20 protein-coding genes are annotated in these 20738 nt (G+C 69.4%); 11 read left to right on the forward strand and 9 right to left on the reverse strand.

Annotated elements, in window-relative coordinates; all coding sequences use genetic code 11:
• From HOV91_RS18315 to HOV91_RS18325, 3 genes are all read left to right on the forward strand, one after another.
• Positions 1-496, forward strand: a 496-nt coding sequence (locus HOV91_RS18315) for a glycosyltransferase family 9 protein (RefSeq protein ID WP_174186629.1), incomplete at its 5' end; no start/stop codon positions are given.
• Positions 489-1805, forward strand: a complete 1317-nt coding sequence (locus tag HOV91_RS18320; protein ID WP_174186630.1) for a UDP-glucose dehydrogenase family protein — start codon at positions 489-491, stop codon at positions 1803-1805. The genes HOV91_RS18315 and HOV91_RS18320, both read left to right, overlap by 8 nt.
• Positions 1806-1972: 167 nt before the next feature.
• On the forward strand, positions 1973-2557 hold the full coding sequence (locus HOV91_RS18325; protein ID WP_174186631.1) for a hemerythrin domain-containing protein: 585 nt from the start codon (positions 1973-1975) through the stop codon (positions 2555-2557).
• Positions 2558-2761: 204 nt separating this feature from the next.
• Here the strand turns inward: HOV91_RS18325 and HOV91_RS18330 are convergent, their stop codons facing one another.
• Together HOV91_RS18330 and eccB are read right to left on the reverse strand one after the other, a co-directional pair.
• Complete coding sequence (locus HOV91_RS18330) at positions 2762-4234, reverse strand: MDR family MFS transporter (protein ID WP_174186632.1); 1473 nt, start codon at positions 4232-4234, stop codon at positions 2762-2764.
• Between the two features lie 277 nt (positions 4235-4511).
• Positions 4512-5987 carry a type VII secretion protein EccB gene (eccB, locus tag HOV91_RS18335; protein WP_174186633.1) on the reverse strand — a complete coding sequence of 492 codons (1476 nt, stop codon included), beginning with the start codon at positions 5985-5987 and terminating at the stop codon, positions 4512-4514.
• A 195-nt stretch (positions 5988-6182) separates the two neighbouring features.
• Between eccB and HOV91_RS18340 the strand changes: the two genes are divergently transcribed.
• Positions 6183-7121 (forward strand): serine/threonine-protein kinase, encoded by a 939-nt coding sequence (locus HOV91_RS18340; RefSeq protein ID WP_174186634.1) that lies wholly within the window; start codon positions 6183-6185, stop codon positions 7119-7121.
• A gap of 419 nt (positions 7122-7540) precedes the next feature.
• Positions 7541-7963 (forward strand): cupredoxin domain-containing protein, encoded by a 423-nt coding sequence (locus tag HOV91_RS18345; RefSeq protein WP_174186635.1) that lies wholly within the window; start codon positions 7541-7543, stop codon positions 7961-7963.
• 102 nt (positions 7964-8065) lie between these two features.
• On the opposite strand, the gene HOV91_RS18350 is transcribed toward HOV91_RS18345, so the two are convergent.
• Entirely contained in the window at positions 8066-8986 is a 921-nt protein-coding gene (locus HOV91_RS18350) for an SDR family NAD(P)-dependent oxidoreductase (protein WP_174186636.1), read from the reverse strand.
• Between the two features lie 144 nt (positions 8987-9130).
• Between HOV91_RS18350 and HOV91_RS18355 the strand changes: the two genes are divergently transcribed.
• A complete protein-coding gene (locus HOV91_RS18355) occupies positions 9131-9994 on the forward strand; it encodes a helix-turn-helix transcriptional regulator (RefSeq protein ID WP_174186637.1) in 864 nt (287 codons plus the stop codon).
• Between the two features lie 103 nt (positions 9995-10097).
• Here the strand turns inward: HOV91_RS18355 and HOV91_RS18360 are convergent, their stop codons facing one another.
• Complete coding sequence (locus HOV91_RS18360) at positions 10098-10709, reverse strand: TetR/AcrR family transcriptional regulator (RefSeq protein WP_174186638.1); 612 nt, start codon at positions 10707-10709, stop codon at positions 10098-10100.
• Positions 10710-10786: 77 nt separating this feature from the next.
• On the opposite strand from HOV91_RS18360, the gene HOV91_RS18365 reads away from it, so the two are divergent.
• The 4 genes from HOV91_RS18365 to HOV91_RS18380 all read left to right on the forward strand — a co-directional run bounded on the left by HOV91_RS18365 (position 10787) and on the right by HOV91_RS18380 (position 14390).
• Positions 10787-11794: a GlxA family transcriptional regulator gene (locus HOV91_RS18365; protein WP_174186639.1), complete on the forward strand. Its 1008-nt coding sequence runs from the start codon at positions 10787-10789 to the stop codon at positions 11792-11794.
• A 103-nt stretch (positions 11795-11897) separates the two neighbouring features.
• Entirely contained in the window at positions 11898-12620 is a 723-nt protein-coding gene (locus tag HOV91_RS18370) for an alpha/beta fold hydrolase (RefSeq protein ID WP_174186640.1), read from the forward strand.
• A 40-nt stretch (positions 12621-12660) separates the two neighbouring features.
• Positions 12661-13626 carry an alpha/beta hydrolase gene (locus HOV91_RS18375; protein WP_174186641.1) on the forward strand — a complete coding sequence of 322 codons (966 nt, stop codon included), beginning with the start codon at positions 12661-12663 and terminating at the stop codon, positions 13624-13626.
• A gap of 32 nt (positions 13627-13658) precedes the next feature.
• On the forward strand, positions 13659-14390 hold the full coding sequence (locus tag HOV91_RS18380) for an alpha/beta fold hydrolase (RefSeq protein ID WP_312884679.1): 732 nt from the start codon (positions 13659-13661) through the stop codon (positions 14388-14390).
• 107 nt (positions 14391-14497) lie between these two features.
• On the opposite strand, the gene HOV91_RS39925 is transcribed toward HOV91_RS18380, so the two are convergent.
• From HOV91_RS39925 to ilvD, 3 genes are all read right to left on the reverse strand, one after another.
• A complete protein-coding gene (locus HOV91_RS39925; protein ID WP_246350371.1) occupies positions 14498-15937 on the reverse strand; it encodes a hypothetical protein in 1440 nt (479 codons plus the stop codon).
• A complete protein-coding gene (locus tag HOV91_RS18390; protein WP_174186691.1) occupies positions 15934-16548 on the reverse strand; it encodes a TetR/AcrR family transcriptional regulator in 615 nt (204 codons plus the stop codon). Before HOV91_RS18390 ends, HOV91_RS39925 begins: the two co-directional genes overlap by 4 nt.
• A gap of 170 nt (positions 16549-16718) precedes the next feature.
• Positions 16719-18425 carry a dihydroxy-acid dehydratase gene (gene ilvD, locus HOV91_RS18395; RefSeq protein ID WP_174186642.1) on the reverse strand — a complete coding sequence of 569 codons (1707 nt, stop codon included), beginning with the start codon at positions 18423-18425 and terminating at the stop codon, positions 16719-16721.
• 141 nt (positions 18426-18566) lie between these two features.
• Between ilvD and HOV91_RS18400 the strand changes: the two genes are divergently transcribed.
• Positions 18567-18953 carry a helix-turn-helix domain-containing protein gene (locus tag HOV91_RS18400; protein WP_174186643.1) on the forward strand — a complete coding sequence of 129 codons (387 nt, stop codon included), beginning with the start codon at positions 18567-18569 and terminating at the stop codon, positions 18951-18953.
• Positions 18954-18968: 15 nt separating this feature from the next.
• On the opposite strand, the gene HOV91_RS18405 is transcribed toward HOV91_RS18400, so the two are convergent.
• Both HOV91_RS18405 and HOV91_RS18410 read right to left on the reverse strand, forming a co-directional pair.
• Positions 18969-19831 (reverse strand): IS5 family transposase gene (locus tag HOV91_RS18405; RefSeq protein WP_438822677.1). Its coding sequence is split into 2 segments (ribosomal slippage): positions 18969-19463 and positions 19466-19831, totalling 861 coding nucleotides; the frame shifts between segments, so codons are not numbered across the junction.
• A gap of 159 nt (positions 19832-19990) precedes the next feature.
• Entirely contained in the window at positions 19991-20584 is a 594-nt protein-coding gene (locus HOV91_RS18410; protein WP_043721109.1) for a ClpP family protease, read from the reverse strand.
• Between the last annotated feature and the right edge of the window lie 154 nt (positions 20585-20738).

A 20738-nucleotide genomic window follows, 5' to 3' on the forward strand; every position in this document is an offset into this window, starting at 1 on the left:
GTCGAACGTGGTGGTGATCCATCCCGGCGCGGCTTATCCCGCACGCCGCTGGCCGTCCGAACGTTTCGCCCGCGTGGCACGGGAATTCGACGCCGACGGCCACCGCGTGGTGATCACCGGTACGGGCGGCGAGATAGCGTTGGCGCGGGCGGTCGCCGAGAAGGCGGGTTTGCCGCCGTCCGCGGTGTACGCGGGACGCACCGGCTTGACGGAACTCGCCGCGCTGGTGGCCGCCGCGGCATTGGTCGTGTGCGGCGACACCGGCGTGGGGCATCTCGCCACCGCCTTCGGCACGCCGTCGGTCCTGCTGTTCGGCCCCACGCCGCCGCACCGATGGGGGCCGCCCGCCGATGCGAAACACCATGTAGCGCTGTGGGCCGGGGCCGTCGGCGATCCACATGCCGGGTATCCGGATCCCGGCCTGCTCATGGTGCGACCCGAGCATGTGCTCACCGCCGCGGCCGGGTTGCTCGGGCAGCAGGTGCGCCATGGGTAGTCGCGTCGGTGTGGTGGGCGCCGGTTATGTGGGGCTCACCAGCGCCGCGTGCTTCGCTCATCTGGGACACCACGTGGTCTGTGTCGACAACGACGAGTCGAAGGTCGAGGCTCTGCGCGCGGGTACGGTCCCGATCGTCGAACCCGGCTTGCCGGAACTGGTCCGGGAGGGACTCGCGCAGAACCGGCTCGTCTTCACTTCGGACCCGAGGGCCCTGCACGAATGCGAAGTGGTCCTGCTCTGCCTTCCCACACCGATGGGCACCGGCGGGACGGCCGACCTGGGCGTATTCGAGGACGCGCTGCGGACCCTGTCCACCGTCCTGCCGCCGGACTGCGTGCTCGTCACCAAGTCCACCGTTCCGGTGGGGACCACGGCGCGCATCCCCGAGCTGTCCGGTCTGGCCCGCGCGGTCGTCAGCAATCCGGAATTCCTCCGGGAGGGCCACGCGGTGGACGACTTCCTGCGGCCCGGTCGCGTCCTCGTCGGCGCGGCCGAGCAGGATCGGGAGTCGGCCGACCGGGTGGCGGCGCTCTACGCCGGAACGGGCGCGCCGGTGCTGCGGTCGGACTCGGCCAGCGCGGAACTCGCCAAGTACGCCAGCAACGCCTTCCTCGCGGTGAAGCTCTCGTTCGTGAACACCCTGGCGCAACTGTGCGAACGGGTCGGCGCCGATATCACGAAGGTCACCGGCGCGATGGGAATGGACGATCGGATCGGTCCGGACTTCCTCGCGCCGGGCCCTGGCTGGGGCGGCTCGTGTCTGCCAAAGGACACGCGCGCGCTCTTGCGTGCCGCGGAGGCCGCGGGGGTCGACTTCGCCGTGGTCCGTGCCGCCTTGCGAGCCAACGACCAGCAGCACGCGATGGTGATGCGCAAGATCCGCCGCGCGGCCACCGGCGCGGTCGACGGCTCCCTGTCGGGAACGCGGGTCGGCGTGCTCGGTCTCGCGTTCAAGGCCGGGACGGGGGACCTGCGGGAGTCCCCCGCCGTCGCGGTGGCGCGGCAACTCTCCCGGCACGACGCCACGGTCACTGCCTACGATCCGTGCGTTCCGGAATCGAGCGCCCCCGACCTCGACGGCGTTCGAGTGGTGGACGACCCGTATCTGGTGGCGAAAGAGGCCGACGCGATCGCGATCCTCACCGAATGGCCCGAGTTCCGTTCGCTCGACTGGGCGAGGATCGCGGCCGACGTCGAGCGGGCCGTGATCGTGGACACCCGGAACCTGCTCGACGAGCGCCTGCTGAGCGGCACCGGCTTCACCTTGCTGAGCACCGGTACCGCCGAGCGCGACGAGCGGCCGTGATCGGCGGCCCACGCCGTCACATCCGACCGGTGGCATGTGCCGGGGCGGCCGCAGGAAGTCGGGATCTGTGGTTTGTGATGCCGTGTTGGTGGTAGTGCGTTGCTCGAATCGACGTTTCGCGAAAGGAGCACAGCTTCGGCTCGGGGACTCTCAGAAGGAGGAGCGCTATGGACGCATTGACTTTCTTACGCACTGATCACGAGAGCGTGCTCGGGATGCTCGAGTCCCTCGAGCGCGGACGAGGCAGCGGCGAAGCGGAGGTGCGCGCCCGCGGGAACATGGTGACCACGCTCGTGATCGCGGAATCGCAGCACGAGGCGATCGAGGAGCAGTTCTTCTGGCCCGAAGTCCGGCGGACCGTGCCGAATGGCAACGATCTCGCCGAGCAGGCGATCACCCAGGAGGGCGAAGCGAAGCGATTGTTGCAGCGGTTGAAGGACTGCGAGCCGGGCAGCGAGGTGTTCGAGCAGGCGCTGACCCAGTTCATTCCGGCGGCTCGCGCGCACATCGAGTTCGAGCAGTCCCAGGTGTGGCCGCGCTTCGCGGACGCGATACCACCCGAGAAGTCGAACGAATTGGGCCAGAAGATGGCCGCGGCCAAAGCCATGGCCCCCACCCGGCCGCATCCGGGCACCCCGCCGAGCCCCGCCGCCTTGAAAACGGTGGGCATGGTGGCCGCGGTGGTGGACAAGATCCGCGACCTGATCACCGGCAGGCGCTCGCACTACCCGCCGACGCCGCCGAAAGGCTGACGGCGCGCCGCCGAGCCGGGCCGCACGCCTCGCCCAAGTCGCAGTCTCACTGCAAGCGACGGCCTCACTGCAAGCGACGGCCTCACTGCAAGCGACGGCCTCACTGCAAGCGACGGCGCGGCCTGAGCCGCGCCGTCGCCCGGATACTTCGCACGAACCCGGAATCGGTCCGGTACGCGAAGCATCCTTGACGCCGAACTTCGTTCAGCCCTTCACCAGTTCAGGGGCGGTGGTCTCGGGCTCGTCGGCTGCTTCCGGCGCTTCCGGGGCGGCGGACCGGCTCGGCAGCAGCACCGCCATGACGATCACGATCAGCGCCAGAGCCGCCGAGACGAGGAACGCCAGGCGCATGCCGTCGAGGGTGGCGGACACGATATCGGCGCCCTCGGCGGAGCGCGTAGTTGCGCGCGCCGACATCACCGTCACCACCAGAGCGGTGCCGAACGCGGCCGCCACCTGCTGCAGGGTGCCCAGCATGGAGCTGCCGTGCGAGTACAGCTGGTGCGGCAGCGCGCCGAGGCCGAGGGTGAAGACCGGGGTGAAGGCCGCGGCCAGCGCCACCATCAACAGGATGTGCAGCCCCAGCAGCTGCCAGTACGGCATGGTCATCGAGATCTGGCTGAATCCGGCCAGCGACGCCGCGATCCCGACCGAGCCCGGAATCACCAGCCAGCGACCACCGAACCGGTCGAACAGACGCCCCACGGTCGGACCGAGCAGGCCCATCGCCAGACCGCCCGGCATCACCAGCAAGCCGGTGGCCAAGGGACTCAGGCCGCGCAGGTTCTGCAGGTACAGCGGCAGCAGGATCATCGACCCGAGCATCGCCATGAACGCCACCGACATCAGGACCAGTGCCTTGGTGTAGGTGCCCGCCAGCAGGACCCGCAGATCCAGCAGCGGAGTGCCGGTGCGCTGCAGGCGCAGCTGACGCACCGCGAACGCGGCGATCAGCGCCGCGCCCACCGCCACGATCAGCGCCGGGCCCGCGAGGTGGCCGCTCTCGAACCGGCTGAGCCCGAAGACCAGTCCGCCGAATCCCAGCGCCGCCAGCGCCACACTGACCACGTCGATCTGTCCGGCCTGCGGTTCACCGACGTTCTCCAGCTGGCGAAGGCCGAGCCAGGTGATCACGCCCGCGATCGGCAGCACCAGCACGAAAAGCCAGCGCCACGAGGCGATCTGCAGCACCGCGCCGGAGATCACCGGACCCATCGCGGGCGCCACCGAGATGGCCAGGGTGACATTGCCCATCACCCTGCCGCGGTCGCGCTCCGGCACCACCGTCATCAGCGTGGTCATCAGCAGCGGCATCATCACCGCCGTGCCGCCGGCCTGGATGATCCGTCCGATCAGCAGCACCGCGAACGAGGGCGCGACCGCCGACAGCGCGGTGCCGGCCAGGAAGACACCCATCGCCGCCGTGTACGCCGTCCGGGTCGAGACCCGCTGCAGGAACCAGCCGGTGGCCGGGATGACCGCCGCCATCGTCAGCATGAACGCCGTCGACACCCACTGCGCCGCACGGTCGGTGATGGACAGATCCTCCATCAGCCGGGGGATCGCGTTGATCATGATGGTCTCGTTCAAGATCACCACGAAGGTCGCGAGGACCAGCACCCGGATAACGGTCGGTGTCCGCCCTCCCGAGGCGGGAGCGGATAATTCGGCGGACATCGGTTACCTCCGGAGTGTGGGTCGTCGACAGGAACATGTGGCCCGTGCCCAGTCATCGATTCGCGTCCCGGCGCCACAGTGGTTGAGACGCCGTCAACTGCTCGAACTCATCGGGCGCGGGTCAGTATTCCGGTCGGCACCGACACGAATCACTCCATTTTTCCGCGGGCCGACCACGCGACGTGGTAGCGAACCACTGGTCAGGACCACTTCTCACAGGCCACCGACCCTTAATCGTGAGCCTGGTCACCTCCGGCGAACGGAGTCCGCGCGGCGGCTATTTGGACTGCACCAGTTGTCGCGCCGGGTTGGCGTCGGGAGCCACACCGTCGTGGGCCACCATCGCCTCCTGACGGCCGAGAGCTGGGCCGCCGGGCAGCAGTCCGACGATCGGCCACGGCGCCGGTTCGGGCGTCGCGTGTTCGGCATCCATGCCGAGCGCCTTCTGCGCGTCGGCGTCCTTGATGCCGTATCGGACACCCGTGTCCGCGATGTAGAACAGGCTGTCCTTGCGCTGGCTGTCGGGTTCGATACCGGTGGTCTGCACCAGCATTCCCGATCCCGGCGTGGTGTAGAACTGGGCGACGTTGCCACCCGTGCCGTCGGCCTGGGCCAGTTGCACCGGCCGAGCGTTGTCCGGGATCGGCAGCGCGCGCCCGGTGATCAGCGAGAGCTCGGCATGGCGCGTGCCGTCGGACTTGTCCGAGGCGACCGGCAGCGGTTTCCACGAAATGCACTGCACCGGCTGATCCTTCATGTCCACGATGGCCGGGGCGGTGTCCGGGTGGTCCTGGACGGGCAGCGTGGTGGTGGTGTCGGCGTTGGAACGGGTGTAGTCGGTGATCTCGTAGTTCCCCGCGGTGGGGTTGGAATTGCGAATGATGTCGGCGGTCAACGGCGAAATCGGTTGCAGCCCGGTACGCAACACCACGTAGTACTGGTTCGCGCTGCTGACGCGGACCACGTCGCCGTTGCGGCGGTTGTCGACGGGCTTCAGCGGGAACCCGCCCGGATCGTCGATCTTGGGGCGCTCGATGGGCGGCACTTCGGGAATCGCGTTGAGCAGACCCTGGCTGATCGGGCGCGGGGTCATCCCGCGGATCTTCAGCGCGTCGGTGATCGCACGATCGTTCATGTCGACGCGGGCGCGGCGGTTGGCGTAGATCAGATACGCCGACTGCTTGCCCTGCACCAGCAGGGCGCGGTCCTGCGGCAACACGCCCACCTTGTCGCCGAGGCGGGGATCACCCGCGACGACCGTACTGCTCAAGGCGTTGGAGCCATCGGTCTTCAGCTGGTCGCACACCGTCCAGGCGCGGCCCTTGCCGCTGGTGTCGAATCCCAGCGCGGACGGCGCGCCCGGGATGCCGATGAGCGTGCCGCGCGGCCGCTTCGACAACTCCGACTCTTTGACGATGACCGCCTTGGCCGCGTCACCGATCGCCAGCCGGGCCGAGGCGAGGTTGAGCGCCGGATGCACCACACCATTGATCGACGCGTAGACCTGACCGGAATCCTTGCCGATGAGGATCTTGTTGTCGTCGATCTTGTCCTGCGGGCGGATCAGCGCGAGCACACCACAACCCGCGAGCACGACACAGCCCAGAATCAGGCCGGCCGCGTAGGCGCGCGACTGCGAGCGCATCGGGTCGTGCAGCATGCGCACGTCCCGGCGCACCAGGGCATGCTCCATCCGCCGGACCAGAAAGCGGTAACCGCTCACCTGCCAACGCGTGGTGGGTTTTGAAGGCATCGATGCTCCCCCGAACCAGTGTTCATGACTTGCCGAGCCAACCCTACAAGTTGCCGCCCGGCCGGGCGGCCGCGACGCGGAACGACAGCGCCCGCGCGGCCGGATCGACGCGGGTGACCCGGGTTCGCCAGTGCCGTCGGGCACACGCGGGCGAACTCCGGCATGCGGCCGGCTGCGGCGAACTATGGTGAGGCGGTGCCGCTCGAACCAGGTGACCAGTTTGCGGGATTCGTCGTGCGGGCTCCGCTGGGTCACGGCGGCAGCAGCGAGGTGTACCTGGCGGAGGAGCCGGAGACGTCGCGGCCGGTGTCACTGAAGATCCTGGGGCCCGAGGACAGCCGGTCACCCGAGGCCAGGGCGAGATTCGTGCACGAGTTCGAGATCCTGTCGGCGCTGCGGCATCCCGACATCGTGCGGATGTACACGCATGGGGAAAGCGACGGCAGGCTGTGGTCGGCCCACGAGTACGTGGCGGGTGCGACCGGCTCGACTCTGGTGCGTTCGGCGCACAAGCCTCCGACGCTGCGACTGGTGCTGCACGTCTTGACCCATGTCGCAGCGGGATTGGATTTCGCGCACGCCAACGGCGTTGTCCATCTCGACGTGAAACCGGCGAACGTGCTCGTCGGCACGGACGAGCCCGCCACGGTGAAGATCTCGGACTTCGATTCGGCCCGATGGCTGCACCGGCCCGAACGTCCTTTGGCGACCGACGGTTTCGTGGTGGTGTCGGTGCCCTACGCCGCGCCGGAGCTGCTCCGGGCGGGCACGGTGTCCCCCGCGACCGACCAATACGCGCTGGCCTGCTCGGCTGTCGAACTGCTCACCGGTCACACGCCGTTCGCCCGGGGCACCCTCATGGCCACCGCGCAGGCCCAGTTGCACGATCCGCCGCCCGAGATCTCCGGACGCAGGCGCTGGATACCGCCGGAGGTGGACGCGATCCTGCACCGGTCGCTCGAGAAGGAGCCCAGTGCCCGCTACGACTCCTGCGCCGAACCCATCAGCTTGCTCACCGAGGCGCTTCAGGACATCGACCCACGCCCCCTCGCCCCCGTACTGAACCGCCTGGAAGCGGCGTTCACCCGAGCGCCACTGGTGCATGCCGCCGTGGGACGGATCACCGGCAAGTAGCTCGGCTCCCGCGTCATACGCCGAGGATCTCGGCCATCCGCTCGACCGCACAAGCCGGGGCCGAGCAGCAGCTGCGGAGCGTGCGGGCCCCCGTACCGCGGCCTGAACAGCATTCGACGGCGAGCGCGGTCCAGCGGCCGCGCGGAGGGGTAGCGGCTGGCCCGCGTCGGCACCGGCCGAGGAGCCGCACGACATCCGGCCCACCGACCCGGCCACGTCGCACCGACCACCGCGGCCGCTCGAAGAACGACTGCTCGTGCCGCCGGGGCAAGGCCACAGCCTCCTGGAACACCGCGTAGGGACACGCCCGTGTGCCGCCTACCGCTGTGCCCCGCCCCCGTACTCGGCAACCGAGCGACCAGGGCGCTTGATTTGCCGGTTTGCTTGCAGGGAGCCGGTGCGGCAGTCACCCTGAAAAGATGCGGACCCGCGATATCGAAGTCGGGTGCACCTATATGGTGCTGGTCCCGCAGCGTCTGCCGCGCACTCGGTACCCGGACCGCGACCAGCCGGGCTCGCTCACCTGGGCGTGGTCGTGGCTGCGCGGGGGCCGGTTCCGGCTCACCGTCACCGAGGTCGACGACACCAGTGATCCGACAATCGTCGAGGGCTTGCGGATCACCGCGAACTCTCGCATCGCGGTGGTGCTGACCGCGGAGCAGGCCGGCGAGCTGGGTCTGCCCGTGGGGGTGTTCCGGGTGCGCGGGACCTTGTTCGACGGCGAGGACCGGCCCGTACGCCTGCCCGAGGTCGAACCGATGCGGGTCCCGGCCCGCTGGTTGCGACCGGTCGAGCAGCCGTGCTTCACCCACCGCGACATCGATTGCTTCCCCTACCTCTGACACCGCTACGCGGCTCGTGGGGTCGGATATCCACGCGTCCACCCGGTCGGCGTCGCGCCGTCGCCCACAGTGCTCAGGTGCGGTCGCTCAGGCGCAGGTCGCTCAGGCGCAAGTCGCGATGAAGCGTTCCGCGGCGGCCCAGAGCTCGGCTTCGCGCCGCTGGTCGTAGGACTCTTCCGAGGACCGGGCGACACGACCACGATCGACATAGCAGCCGGTGGGGGCGGCGGTGACACCGAGGACGACGTCCGCGAGATACCGCCCGGCGGCGGCGCGGCTGGTCGCGAACGGCGTACCCGCCAGCACCGGCAGGACGCGGCGCATCGCGAACCGGGCGACCGGCCCCGCGTCGCGGGCCAGGTCGGTGCCGGGGACGAACCCGGGGTTGAAGCCGATGACATCGATCCCGGCGGGCAGGCGCCGGGCGTACTCGTGCACGAGGTAGACGGCGGCGAGCTTGCTCGTCGAGTAAGCGGTGCGTCCGGCGGCGGTGGTGCGCGGCTTCGGGAACGCGCCCGGGCGGGCGAGCACGTCCGGGGACTGCCAGACGGGCCCCGGCACCATCCCCAAGTTGTGCCGGAAGTCGCCGAAATGGGTGTCGCTCACGGTGATCACGATCCGGGCCGGGGCGCGGAAACGATCCTCGAGCAGGCGGACGAACAGATGGTTGGCGAGCACGTTGACCGCGAAGGTGGACTCGAACCCGTCCGGCCCCACGGTGAGCGCGTTCGTGTACTGCGTTCCCGCGTTGCCGACGAAACCGTGCAGCGGGGGCAGGTCGCCACTGTCGAGCCGGGTGCGGATCTCGTCCACGGCCGACCGCACGCTGTCCAGTGCGCCCAGGTCCACCGCGACGTGCGAGACCCGGCGCCCCTCCCCGCCCAGTTCCGTGGCCAGCCGTGCGCCGGCGCCCCCGCGAGCGGCGACCACGAGGTGCGTCTCCCCCGCCTCGCGCACGATGTGCTCCGCGGCCACCCGGCCGATCCCGCGGCTCGCCCCAGTCATCACAATGGTCGACGGCATGGCGTCCTCCTGCACTGGTATGTGGCATGCCCGGTCGGGCAGTTCCGACTTTCGTCGCGCGGTCCCGAGGCAACCAGTGCCGCACCGGTCACTAGGACCGGCAGTACCCAGGCTGGTCCGGCCCGCGGCGGCGAGAATGAACGGGTGGCTACCTCCGGCTCCGATTTCGGCAAGCTCCTGCGCGGCTGGCGCGATCGCCTGTCGCCTGCCGACGCGGGCTTCGTCGTGGCCGCGGGCCGTCGTGCCCCCGGCCTGCGGCGGGAGGAGCTCGCGCAACTGGCCGGGCTCTCGGTCGACTACATCCTGCGCCTGGAGCAAGGACGCGCGCGCCACCCTTCGGCTCAGGTGGTCGGCGCCCTCGCCCGCGCCCTTCAGCTGTCCCGCGCCGAGCGCGACGAGCTGTATCGCGGCGCGGGGCTCCTGCCGCCTCGGGACGGGACGATCGGCACGCATGTGCCCCCTGGCGTCCAACGGCTCGCCGCGCGGCTCGGGGACGTCCCGATCGGGGTGTTCACCGCCGACTGGACGCTGGTGTGGTGGAACGGCATGTGGAGTGCCCTGCACGGTGATCCCGGGCTGGTCCCGGCCGCCGAGCGGAACCTCGCGCGTGCCGTATTCGGCACCGGCCCGGCTCGCGCCGCGGTACGTCCCTTCCGGTCCGACCGATCGGAAGACGCCTTCGCGGCGTCCATCGTCGCCGATCTGAAGGACGCGGCGGCGCGCTATCCCGCCGACGACCGGCTCGGTCGCCTCGTCCGGGAGCTTCGCACCACCTCCGCCGCCTTCGCCCAGCTCTGGGCGACGGCGACAGCGTCCCAGCACAGCAGCGACCGGAAGACGATCCGGCATCCCGAGGTCGGTGAGATCACCCTCGACTGCGACGTGCTCATCGTTCCCGGCGCGGATCTGCGCATGGTCACCTACACGGCGGCGGGCGCGAGCAGCGACGCGGGAAAGCTGGACCTCCTGCGCGTCACGGATGGCCGCACCGCCACCACGCTTCCCTGAACTACGGCCGCGCGTCACCGAATGCGATGCCCGGCAGCCGGTCTCGTCCGTCGGAGCGGAGCGAAGCGGATCGTCAGGCAGTCGGTACACCCCATGACCCGGGTCAGTGGACGAGCTGATCGGCCCATGCCCGCGGCAAAGCCGCACTCGACACGTCGGCGATCTCGTGCAACCGCTGCGCGGGAGTTCCCAAGCGGCTCAATTGGATCAACCCCTGGGCGACCACCACGACACTGGCGCTGAGGGCGGACAGCGCGGCTTCGTCGTCGTCTCCGGCCCCGCGCATCGCGGGCCGCAGCCGGTCGGCGACGCCCTGCTCCATCGCCGTGGTGGTCCTGGCCCCGATGGCGGCGACTTCGGGGATCCTGGTGCCGAGATGGGCGATGCTGTTGATCATCAGGCAGCCGCGCCGATCCGGATGCGCGGCACAGTCTTCGATGATCGCCTGATAGAGCGCGCGCACCGCGGACCGCGCCGAACCGCCCGTCGCGCCGATGGCCTCGCGAACCAGGCGCGCGCGGCCCTCGCAATAGCGTTCGAACGCCGCGAGAAAGAGGCCGCGCTTGCTGCCGTAGGCGGCGTAGATGCTCCCGTTCCCGATGCCCGTGGCGCGCGAGACGTCCTCCACCGAAGTGCTGTCGAACCCCTTCGACCAGAACAGCTCGGTCGCGGCGTCGAGCAGGTTCGATTCATCGAACTGTCGCGGCCGTCCCATGCGCTCACCGTACCAATCGACGTGCGAGGTATCCCACACAACTTGTTCTGGAGGCACGCCTCCACAATACTGTGGACATGTCTTCCAATTCCGCGACCCGGCCTCGCAGGCGGGTGGGCGTTCTGGTCTTCGACGGCGTCAAAATGCTCGATTTCGCCGGGCCCGCGGAGGTGTTCGTCGAGGCGAACCAGTCGCTTGCGGGGTACGAGGTGGTCGTCGTCTCGGCCGACGGCAAGGACGCCCAGACCTCGATCGGCGCGCGAGTCGAGGTCAGGTGCGCGGCCGCCGACGCCGGTCGTTTCGACACGGTGGTGATTCCGGGTAGCGAACTCCCCCCGGGGAAATTCGTGACACCCGAGGTCTTGGCGGCCGCCCGCCTGCTGTCCTGCAGCACCCGGCGGCTTGCGTCCATCTGCAGCGGCGCGTTCGTCCTGGCCGAGCTGGGACTGTTCGACGGCAGACGCGCCTCCACCCACTGGAAATTCGCGGCCGAACTCGCGCGGCGGTATCCGTCGATCGAAGTGGACCCGGACGCGATCTTCGTGCGGGACGGCAATCTGTACAGCTCGGCCGGTGTCGCCGCGGGCGTCGATCTCGCGCTGGCGCTGGTCGAGGAGGATCACGGCGCGGACGTGGCGCGGCGGGTGGCGCAATCGCTGGTGGTCTACATGCAGCGCGCGGGCGGCCAGTCACAGTTCTCGGCGTCGCTGAGCGGACCGGCGCCGCGCAGCCCGCTCGTGCGCGGCGTGGTCGACCTGATCTGCGCCGATCCGGCGTATCCGCACACGGTCCAGACCTTGGCCGCCCATGCGCGCGTGAGCGTCCGGCATCTGACCCGGCTGTTCCGCGCGGAACTCGAGCGCTCGCCCGCGGAATACGTCGCGTTCATCCGCTTCGGGATGGCCAGGGACATGCTGCACGCCGGATACAGCGTGACGGAAGCCGCCATGGCCTCGGGGTACGGCACCAGCGAGGCGTTGCGCCGGGCTTTCGTCGCCCGCCTCGGCATTTCCCCGCGCAAGTACCAGCAGCGTTTCCGGTCGACCGCCCGGATGGATCCGACGATGGAGCAGGCCGTGTCCTGATCGGAGGCTTTTGTGGCCCGTGGGGAGGGGCGCCGAGCAGGGCTTCCGGCCGAAACTGAGTCACCCCCGGCGCCGACCCTCCGACGCTGGAGAAAGGAACGCCATGTCCGCCCCGGCAAGTCCGACCATCGTTCTGGTGCACGGCGCCTTCGCCGATGCCTCGAGCTGGTCCCCCGTCACCGAACGACTGCTCGACCAGGGCCATCGGGTCGTGGTACCTCCGGTATCCAATCGCAGCCTGTCCGCGGACGCGGCCTACCTCGAGTCGTTCGTGCGGCAGATCGACGGCCCGGTGCTGCTGGCCGGGCACTCCTACGGCGGGGCCGTCATCACCGTCGCCGGTGTCGCCGACAACGTCGTCGGTCTGGTCTACGTCTCCGGTTACGCGCTGGAAGAAGGCGAGAGCCTCGGCCAGTTGCAGGGCGGGTTCCCCGACTCGGACCTGGCGGCCAACCTCGTCTACGCGCCGTACCCGGTCGCGGGCGCCGAGCCGGGCACGGACGTGTCGGTGCGCGTCGACGCCTTTCCCGAGGTCTTCGCCGCCGGTCTCGATCCGGCGAAAGCCAAGGTCCTCGCCGTCTCGCAGCGGCCGTTGTCGGCGATCGCGTTCAACGAGCCCGCCTCGGCGGCCGCGTGGAGGACGAAACCGGCGTGGGGCATCGTGTCCAGCGCCGACCGCACCATCAATCCCGACGTGGAACGTTTCGGGTACAAGCGAGCCGGATTCCGCGCGGTGGTCGAGATCGACGCACCACACCTGGTGATGCAGACCCATCCCGGCGAAGTCGTGGCCGTCATCACCGAGGCGATCGCTCGAACCGCCTGAACCCCACCACCTCCCCACCCCGTACGAGAGAGGCACGATCATGTCAGGAAACCCGCTGGGCATCTCGCTCGAACCCGCGGCGCAAGAGTTCGTCGACGCGACCTCGCAACCGCCGTTCCTTTACCAGCTCCCGCCCGAGGAAGGCCGCAAAGCGGTGGACGGCGTGCAGGACTCGCCGATCTTCAAACCCGAGATCGACGAGGAGTGGATCACCGTCGAGGGCGGGCCGACCGGCTCGGTGCGGGTTCGGATCGTCAAACCGCAGGGCGCCACCGAAACGCTGCCGGTGATCGTCTACACCCACGGCGCGGGGTGGGTTTTCGGCGACGCGCACACCCACGACCGCCTGGTGCGCGATCTCGCCGTCGGCACGCACGCCGCCGTGGTCTTCCCCGAATACGACCGGTCCCCGGAGGCGCGCTACCCGGTGGCCAACGAGCAGTCCTACCGGGTGGTCCAGTGGGTCACCGCCGAGGGCGCGCAGCACGGCCTCGACTCGTCCCGGATCGCCATCGCGGGTGACTCGGTCGGCGGCAACATGGCCATCGCGCTGACCCTGATGGCCAAGGAGCGCGGCGACGTCTCCTTCGTCCAGCAGGTGCTGTTCTACCCGGTGACCGACGCCAACTTCGACACCGGTTCCTACCAGCAGTTCGCCGAGGGGTACTTCCTCACCCGCGAGGGCATGAAGTGGTTCTGGGATCAGTACACCACCAGTGCGGACGAGCGCGCGCAGATCACCGCGTCACCGCTGCGGGCGACCGTCGAGCAGCTGGCCGGACTGCCGCCCGCGCTGGTCATCACGGCCGAGGCCGACGTGCTGCGGGACGAGGGCGAAGCCTTCGCGGGCAAGTTGCGCGCCGCGGGCGTGCCGGTCACCCAGGTGCGCTACGGCGGGATCGTGCACGACTTCGTGATGGTGAACTCGCTGCACGACACGCAGGCGGCCAAAGGCGCGGTGGCGCAAGCCGTCGCGACGCTGCGGGCCGCCCTGCACTCCGCCTGACGTACCGGACTTTCAATTCGAAGGAAGCACTCGTGAGCATCGAGCCCACCAGCTCTCCCGCGCCGACCATCGTGCTGGTGCACGGCGCGTTCGCCGACTCGTCCAGTTGGAACGGGGTCATCGAACGCCTTCGCGCACAAGGACATTCCGTGATCGCGGCCGCCAACCCACTGCGCGGTCTCGACAGCGACGCCGCGTATGTAGCCTCGGTCCTCGACTCCGTCGAAGGGCCGTGCGTTCTGGTCGGCCATTCCTACGGCGGTAGCGTCATCACGGTCGCCGCCGCGGGGAAGACCGAGGTCCGAGCGCTCGTCTATATCGCCGCATTCATCCCCGACGAGGGCGAGAGCGCGCTGCAACTGACCGACAAGTTCCCCGGATCGACGCTCGGGCCGACCACCAGGCCCGCCTCCTATCCGCTGTTCGACGGCGGCACCGGCACCGAGCTCTACATCCGCCAGGAGGAATTCCACCAGCAGTTCGCCGCCGACGTGCTCGCCGCCACGGCCGAGCTGATGGCCGCGACACAGCGGCCGGTCGCCCTCGACGCCTTGCAGCAGCCCGCGGTTGCCGCAGCGTGGCGGGACATCCCGTCGTTCGCGCTGATCACCAGCGAGGACAAGAACATTCCTGCGGAAGCACAGCGGTTCATGGCAGAACGCGCCGGAGCCGTCACCGCCGAAGTGCCGGCCTCCCATGCGGTCTCGGTTTCCATGCCGGACGCGGTCACCGACTTGATCATCCGGGCAGCCGCGGGCGAGTAGTACGGCCTCGGAGCCCCGCGCGGTGTGTACTTCCTTCCGCGCGGGGCTCCGTATCGCGACCGAGCGCGCCGGACCGCGTCGAAGGCAGCGGCGATCCGCCTTCGTTCTCAGCAGGTGACGACGGCGGTAGCGTAGCCGTCGAGCACCAGGACGGGGTCGCTGACCGGCGTGGCTCGCGCACCGTTGGATCCGACCTGTTCGAGACCGACGGGCGCGGAAGGGGAAGCGAGGGCGACCGTCAGCGGAGCGTCGGACTTGTTGACCACCACCAGTTTTCGCTCACCCGACGCGGTGACGAAAGCCTGCGCGTGCATCCGCGGGTCGGGGAAGGCGGTGGTGGCGGCGGCCAATTCGTCGCCAGGGCCGAAGTGCCGCAGCAGCAAGGCGAGGGCCTCGTAGCGCAGGTTCGGGGCGCCGGTCTCCCAGTCGATCAATGAGGTGCCGGGGATCATGCCCGGGTAGTCCATGAACTCGGCGATGCCGACCAGGTCGACGCCGAGCGCCACGAGCTCGGCCCAGAGGTAGGACTGCACCGCGGCGCTGAGTGCCCAGTACTCCTCGGGGATCTCCGGGTTCGGATTCATCACGTCAGCCGGAAAAGTACCGATCTCGTTGACGAAGGTCTTCGCGGCCGGGGCGAGCCTGCCGCGGATGCCCTCGATGAACCGCGCCTGCTCCAGGAATCCGTCGGCCCGTGCGAAGAAGATGTCACGCCAGTGCGCGTACGGCGCGTTGCCCTCCGGACCGAACGGGTTGCGGATGTCGGGCGTCGCGTAGAAGTGATAGGAGAACGCGTCGACCGGGACGCCGGGCCGATGGTTGGCCGAATCGAGGAAATGCCAGTAGTACTCGGGCCGCCGGTGGATGTGGCTCAGCGACAAGCCGACGAACTTCATGTCGGGGTCCAGCGGACGAAGCCGTTCGACGATCGCGTCGTACAGCCTGGTGTAGTCCTCCGGCGCGATCCGGTGCCCCAGATCGGGTTCACACAGCACTTCCCAATAGGCGAAGCGGTAATGGTGCCCCGACTCGTGGCGGCGACCCAGTTCGTCGGTGAACCCGCCCGCGATGTACCAACTGGCGACGCGGTAGAAGTAGTCGGCGACCTCGGCGAACGTGGGGTCGCGGAACTCGGTGCCGCTCTCGTACTCCCAGTGGATCTCGTCCGGGTCCTCCGCCACGGCGACCGGCTCCTCGGTGCGGAACATCCAGGCCGGGATGGTCGCGAAATTCGCGACGACCGGCCTGCCGCCCGTGGCGTTCATGAAGTCCTCGACCAGCGGATCGAGCAACTCGAAATTCCAGAACGTTTCGCTCGCGGTAGGCGGTTCCAGCTCCGCGACCGCGATGCGTGGGTGGGAGTACCAGGGCAGGAATCGAACCAGGTCGGCGTCGAGCGCGCGCAGCGCGTCGAAGGCTTTGTCGTGGATCGGTGAGCTTCGGCGCAGTGGCGGCGCGGTCCACAGGTGCGTGGTCAGCGTGGTGCGCGAGACGCCGGTGATCGCGGCCCAATCGACGTGGATCGAATTCAGTGGTGCGTCTGTCATTTCGTCTTGCCCTTTGCTATGGGAGATGGGAATCCGAGTGCCGGGAGCAGGGCCTCGTCGACGATCGCCGTCCTGACGCGCTCGTCGGGCCAGCGCCCGGTGTCGATCTGATGCTTGATCACCAGGGCCTCGCCGATGTCACTGACAATCGGCGTGACCAGTGCTGCGTCGATTTCGCCGAGCGCCGCGTAGTGGTCGAGCACGGTGCGGGTGAACCGGCCGCCGCGCAAGTCGAAGACGTTGCGGTAGAGGGACTCGACCAGCTCGGGCCGCCGCTGCCGCTCGTTCAGGATCGCGGCCGTGGCCGACCCGGTCGGGCCGGACAGCCATTCCGTCAACTGCTCCAGTGCGCGCAGCAGGTCCCCGCGCAGGTTGCCGCCCGCCGGGGACGGCACTTCGACGGGGTACGCCTGGGCCAGCGCCTCGATCAGCAACTCCTCGACCGTCGTCCAGTGCCGATAGAGCGAGGTCTTGGCGACGCCCGCGCGCCGCGCGATCCCCTCCATCGCCAGCCGTCCCACGCCTGCCTCGGCGGCTTCGGCGATGACGGCCGCGTGACAGTCGGCGCGTAACTCGAGCTGGGTGCGGCGGCCCTTCTCGGGAGGCTTCATCGCGTTCACAACAGCGAACATAGCTACAAATTCGTAGCTTTGCAACCGTAGCTACGGTTTAGTAGCTTAATGTAGACAGCTCGCGGCCCCTACGGACCGAGCCGACGGCGCGACCGATACCCGCCGAGCGCGCGGCCGCGGACACGGGTGGCTACGGCGCGCCTCAACCGTCAGCCGCAGACGGCCCCGATCGATGCCGAGCCCACCAGCTTCGTGTACTTGGCCAGGACACCGCGGGTGTAGCGGGGCGGCAGGGGTTTCCAGCCGTCGCGGCGGCGGGTGAGTTCGTCGGCGTCGACCAGCAGGTCCAAGGTGCCCGCGGCGACGTCGAGGCTTATGCGATCACCGTCGCGCACGAACGCGATCGGGCCGCCGTCGACGGCTTCCGGCGCGACGTGCCCGACACAGAGACCTGTCGTGCCGCCGGAGAACCGCCCGTCGGTGAGCAGCAGGACGTCCTTGCCGAGGCCCGCGCCCTTGATGGCCGCGGTGATGGCCAGCATCTCGCGCATGCCGGGGCCGCCTTTCGGGCCCTCGTACCGGATGACGACCACGTCGCCCGCGGTGATCGTGCCGTCTTCCAGGGCGTCCATCGCCGGTCGTTCCCGGTCGAACACCCGTGCCGTGCCGGTGAAGACGTCGGACTCGAAGCCCGCCGACTTGACCACGGCGCCGTCGGGCGCGAGCGAACCGGTGAGGATGGTGATGCCACCGGTCGGATGGATGGGCGAGGCCATCGCCCGGATCACCTTGCCGTCGGGGTCCGGCGGGGTGATGTCGGCGAGGTTCTCCGCCACCGTCCTTCCCGTCACGGTCAGGCAGTCGCCGTGCAGCAATCCGGCGTCGAGCAGCGCCTTCATCATGACCGGCACGCCGCCGATCCGGTCCACGTCGGTCATCACATGGTTGCCGAACGGTTTGACGTCGGCGAGGTGCGGTACCCGGCGGCCGATGCGGGCGAAATCGTCCAGGGTCAATTCGACCTTCGCCTCGTGCGCGATGGCGAGCAGGTGCAGCACGGCATTGGTGGAGCCGCCGAACGCCATGACGACGGCGATGGCGTTCTCGAAGGCGGGTTTGGTGAGGATGTCGGAGGCGGTGATGCCCTGCCGGAGCAACTCGACCACGGCCTCGCCGCTGCGGCGGGCGTAGCCGTCCCGGCGGCGGTCGGTCGCGGGCGGCGCCGCGCTGCCCGGCAGCGACATGCCCAGCGCCTCGGCCGCGCTGGCCATGGTGTTGGCGGTGTACATGCCGCCGCAGGCGCCCTCGCCGGGACAGATCGCCCGCTCGATGGCGTCGACGTCCGCGCGGCTCATCAGGCCGCGGGCACAGGCGCCGACCGCTTCGAACGCGTCGATGATGGTCACCTCGCGTTCGCTGCCGTCGGAGAGCTTGGCGACACCGGGCAGGATCGATCCCGCGTACAGGAACACACTCGCCAGATCCAGCCGGGCCGCGGCCATCAGCATCCCGGGCAGCGACTTGTCGCACCCGGCCAGCAGCACCGAACCGTCGAGCCGCTCGGCCTGCATCACCGTCTCGACGCTGTCGGCGATCACCTCGCGCGAGACGAGAGAGAAGTGCATTCCCTCGTGCCCCATGGAGATGCCATCGGACACCGAGATGGTGCCGAACTGCATGGGGTAGCCGCCGCCGGCGAAGACGCCGTCCTTACAACCTCTGGCCAGCCGGTCCAGCGACAGGTTGCAGGGGGTGATCTCGTTCCACGAGGAGGCCACGCCGATCTGCGGCTTCTCCCAGTCCTCGTCGCCCATGCCGACCGCGCGCAGCATGCCGCGGGCAGCGGTCCGCTCCAGGCCATCGGTGACGTCGCGGCTGCGCGGCTTGAGATCGGCGATCCTCGGATTCTCGGGCACGGTTCCCCATCATCCTCGGTCCGGCCCGATCGCGGCGGTGACCACGCCGAACCGGGCACAACCAGCGCTGGAAACGACTCGCTCGTACGCCCACAGCGTAATGCCGGGCAGACCGGCGGCCCGGGATCGTACCCTCGGACCATGACCGAGCACCCGAGACTTCACTCGATCCCCGGTGGGCGCGACGACCGGCCTCGGGAGCCGGAACCGCGGACGCCCCCGGAACCCCTCTGGCGCGAGGTACTCGGCGAACAGTTGCGCACGCTGCGGCAGGACCGGAACGAGACGCTGGTCGAAACAGCCGGGCGCGCGGGCATTTCCCCGCAGTATCTGTCCGAGGTGGAGCGAGGGCGCAAGGAGCCGTCGAGCGAAATGATCGCCGCCTTGGCCGGGTCTCTCGGCACCACGCTGGGGGAGATCACCGGTCAGGTGGCCGACGCACTGCGGGCCCGGCGCCAGATCGCCTTCCTGCGGCGGTCGGCGCCGCGCTCCGGCACCGGGCCCACGCTCATGGCGCTGGCGGCCTAGGGAGTGTCCTGTAAGTCACCGGAGCCAGAGGATGATGGCGGCAATGGTGAGTTCGGCCTGGTAGTAGACGGCGCGTTTGGCGTAGCGGGTGGCCAGGTCCCGGAACTGCTTGAGTCGGTTGAAGCAACGTTCGACCACGTTGCGCTGCTTGTATGCCTCGGCGTCGAACACCGGTGGCCGCCCACCGCGTGAGCCCTTCGCGGCGCGGCGGGCGATCTGGTCGTCACGTTCAGGGCTGACGAACCGGACCCGCCGTCGCAGTGCCTGCCGGGTCGAGGGATGCGAGTACGCCCTGTCGGCAATCACCGTCTCGGGCCGCACGCGTGGGCGGCCCGGCCCGGTGCGGGCCACGCTGATGCCGTCCAGCAGCGGCAGCACTTGCGGATTGTCACCAGCCTGCCCGCCGGTGAGCAGTACCCGCATCGGGAGACCACGCCCGTCGACGGCGAGGTGGATTTTGGTGCTCAGCCCGCCGCGGGACCGGCCGAGCGCTTCACCCTCGACCGCGACCTGGACGCCGGACCTGCAGCTGGCGCCCCCTTTTTCCGGGCACCGGCGGCATGCTGGTGAGCCCGGACCACGGTCGAATCCACGCTGAGGACCCATTCGACCTCACCGATGGAGTCGTCCTTGACGATCACCTCATCCAGGATCCGCTGCCAGGTGCCGTCCGCAGTCCACATCCGCAGCCGCTCATGGGCGGTCTTCCACGGCCCGTACCGCTCCGGCAGGTCACGCCACGGCGCGCCGGTCCGCAGCTTCCACAGAATCGCGTTGATCACCTGACGGTGATCACGCCACCTGCGGCCCCGACCCGACACCGGCAGCATCGGCTCGATCTGAGCCCACGCCCGGTCCGTCAACTCACCACGACCCACCACGGCATACAGCTAACACCAAACGACACAACGAATTACAGGACAGAACCTAGGCGGACGCCGGTCCGGCCGCAAATCGCGCGGGGCCGGAAAGGCGCAGGGATCGACGCAGCCTGACGCAGTCCGTCGACAGCCCGCGCCCGCCCGGCGTACAACTGGTCAATCCCGGCGTCCCAGCACCTGGTCGACGAGCCCGTACTCGATCGCGGCCGACGCGGTGAAGACCCGGTCGCGGTCGGTGTCGCGCCGGAGCCGCTCCACCGTCTGCCCGGTGTGCCGCGACAGGATCGACTCGATCTCCGCCCGCATCCGCACCAGCTCGTCGGCCTGCAGGATGAGATCGGGGATCGTTCCCTGCCCGCGCGCGGCGGGTTGGTGCAGCACCACCCTGGCATGCGGCAGCATGGCGCGACGGCCCGGCTCGCCACCGGCCAGCAACACCGCGCCCACCGCGATCGCCTGGCCCACGCAGGTGGTCTGCACCGGTGACTGGATGTGCTGCATGGTGTCGTACACCGCCAGCATCGAGGACAGATCGCCGCCCTCGCAGTTGATGTAGAGGTTGATCTCCTGTTCCGGGCTCTCCGATTCCAAGTGCAGCAATTGCGCGATGAGCGCGTTGGCTACACCCGAGTCGATCGGTGTGCCGAGATAGACGATGCGCTCGGCCAGCAGGTGGGAGTAGATGTCGGTGATCCGCTCGCCGCCACGCGGATGCTGCGCGATCACATTGGGAATGGTGTAGGTGCTCATTTCCGCTGCCTCCTCCGGTCTTGACCGCTCATGCTGTACCCCCTTGCGGCGTGAGCGGAGCCCTCCGTGGTCACGCTCCGCTGCCGCCTCCGGGCCTGACCGCTCATGCTGTACCCCTTTCCGGCATGAGCGGAGCCCTCCGTGGTCACGCTCC

This window comes from Nocardia barduliensis, from assembly GCF_013315795.1.
GTDB classification, from domain to species: domain Bacteria; phylum Actinomycetota; class Actinomycetes; order Mycobacteriales; family Mycobacteriaceae; genus Nocardia; species Nocardia barduliensis.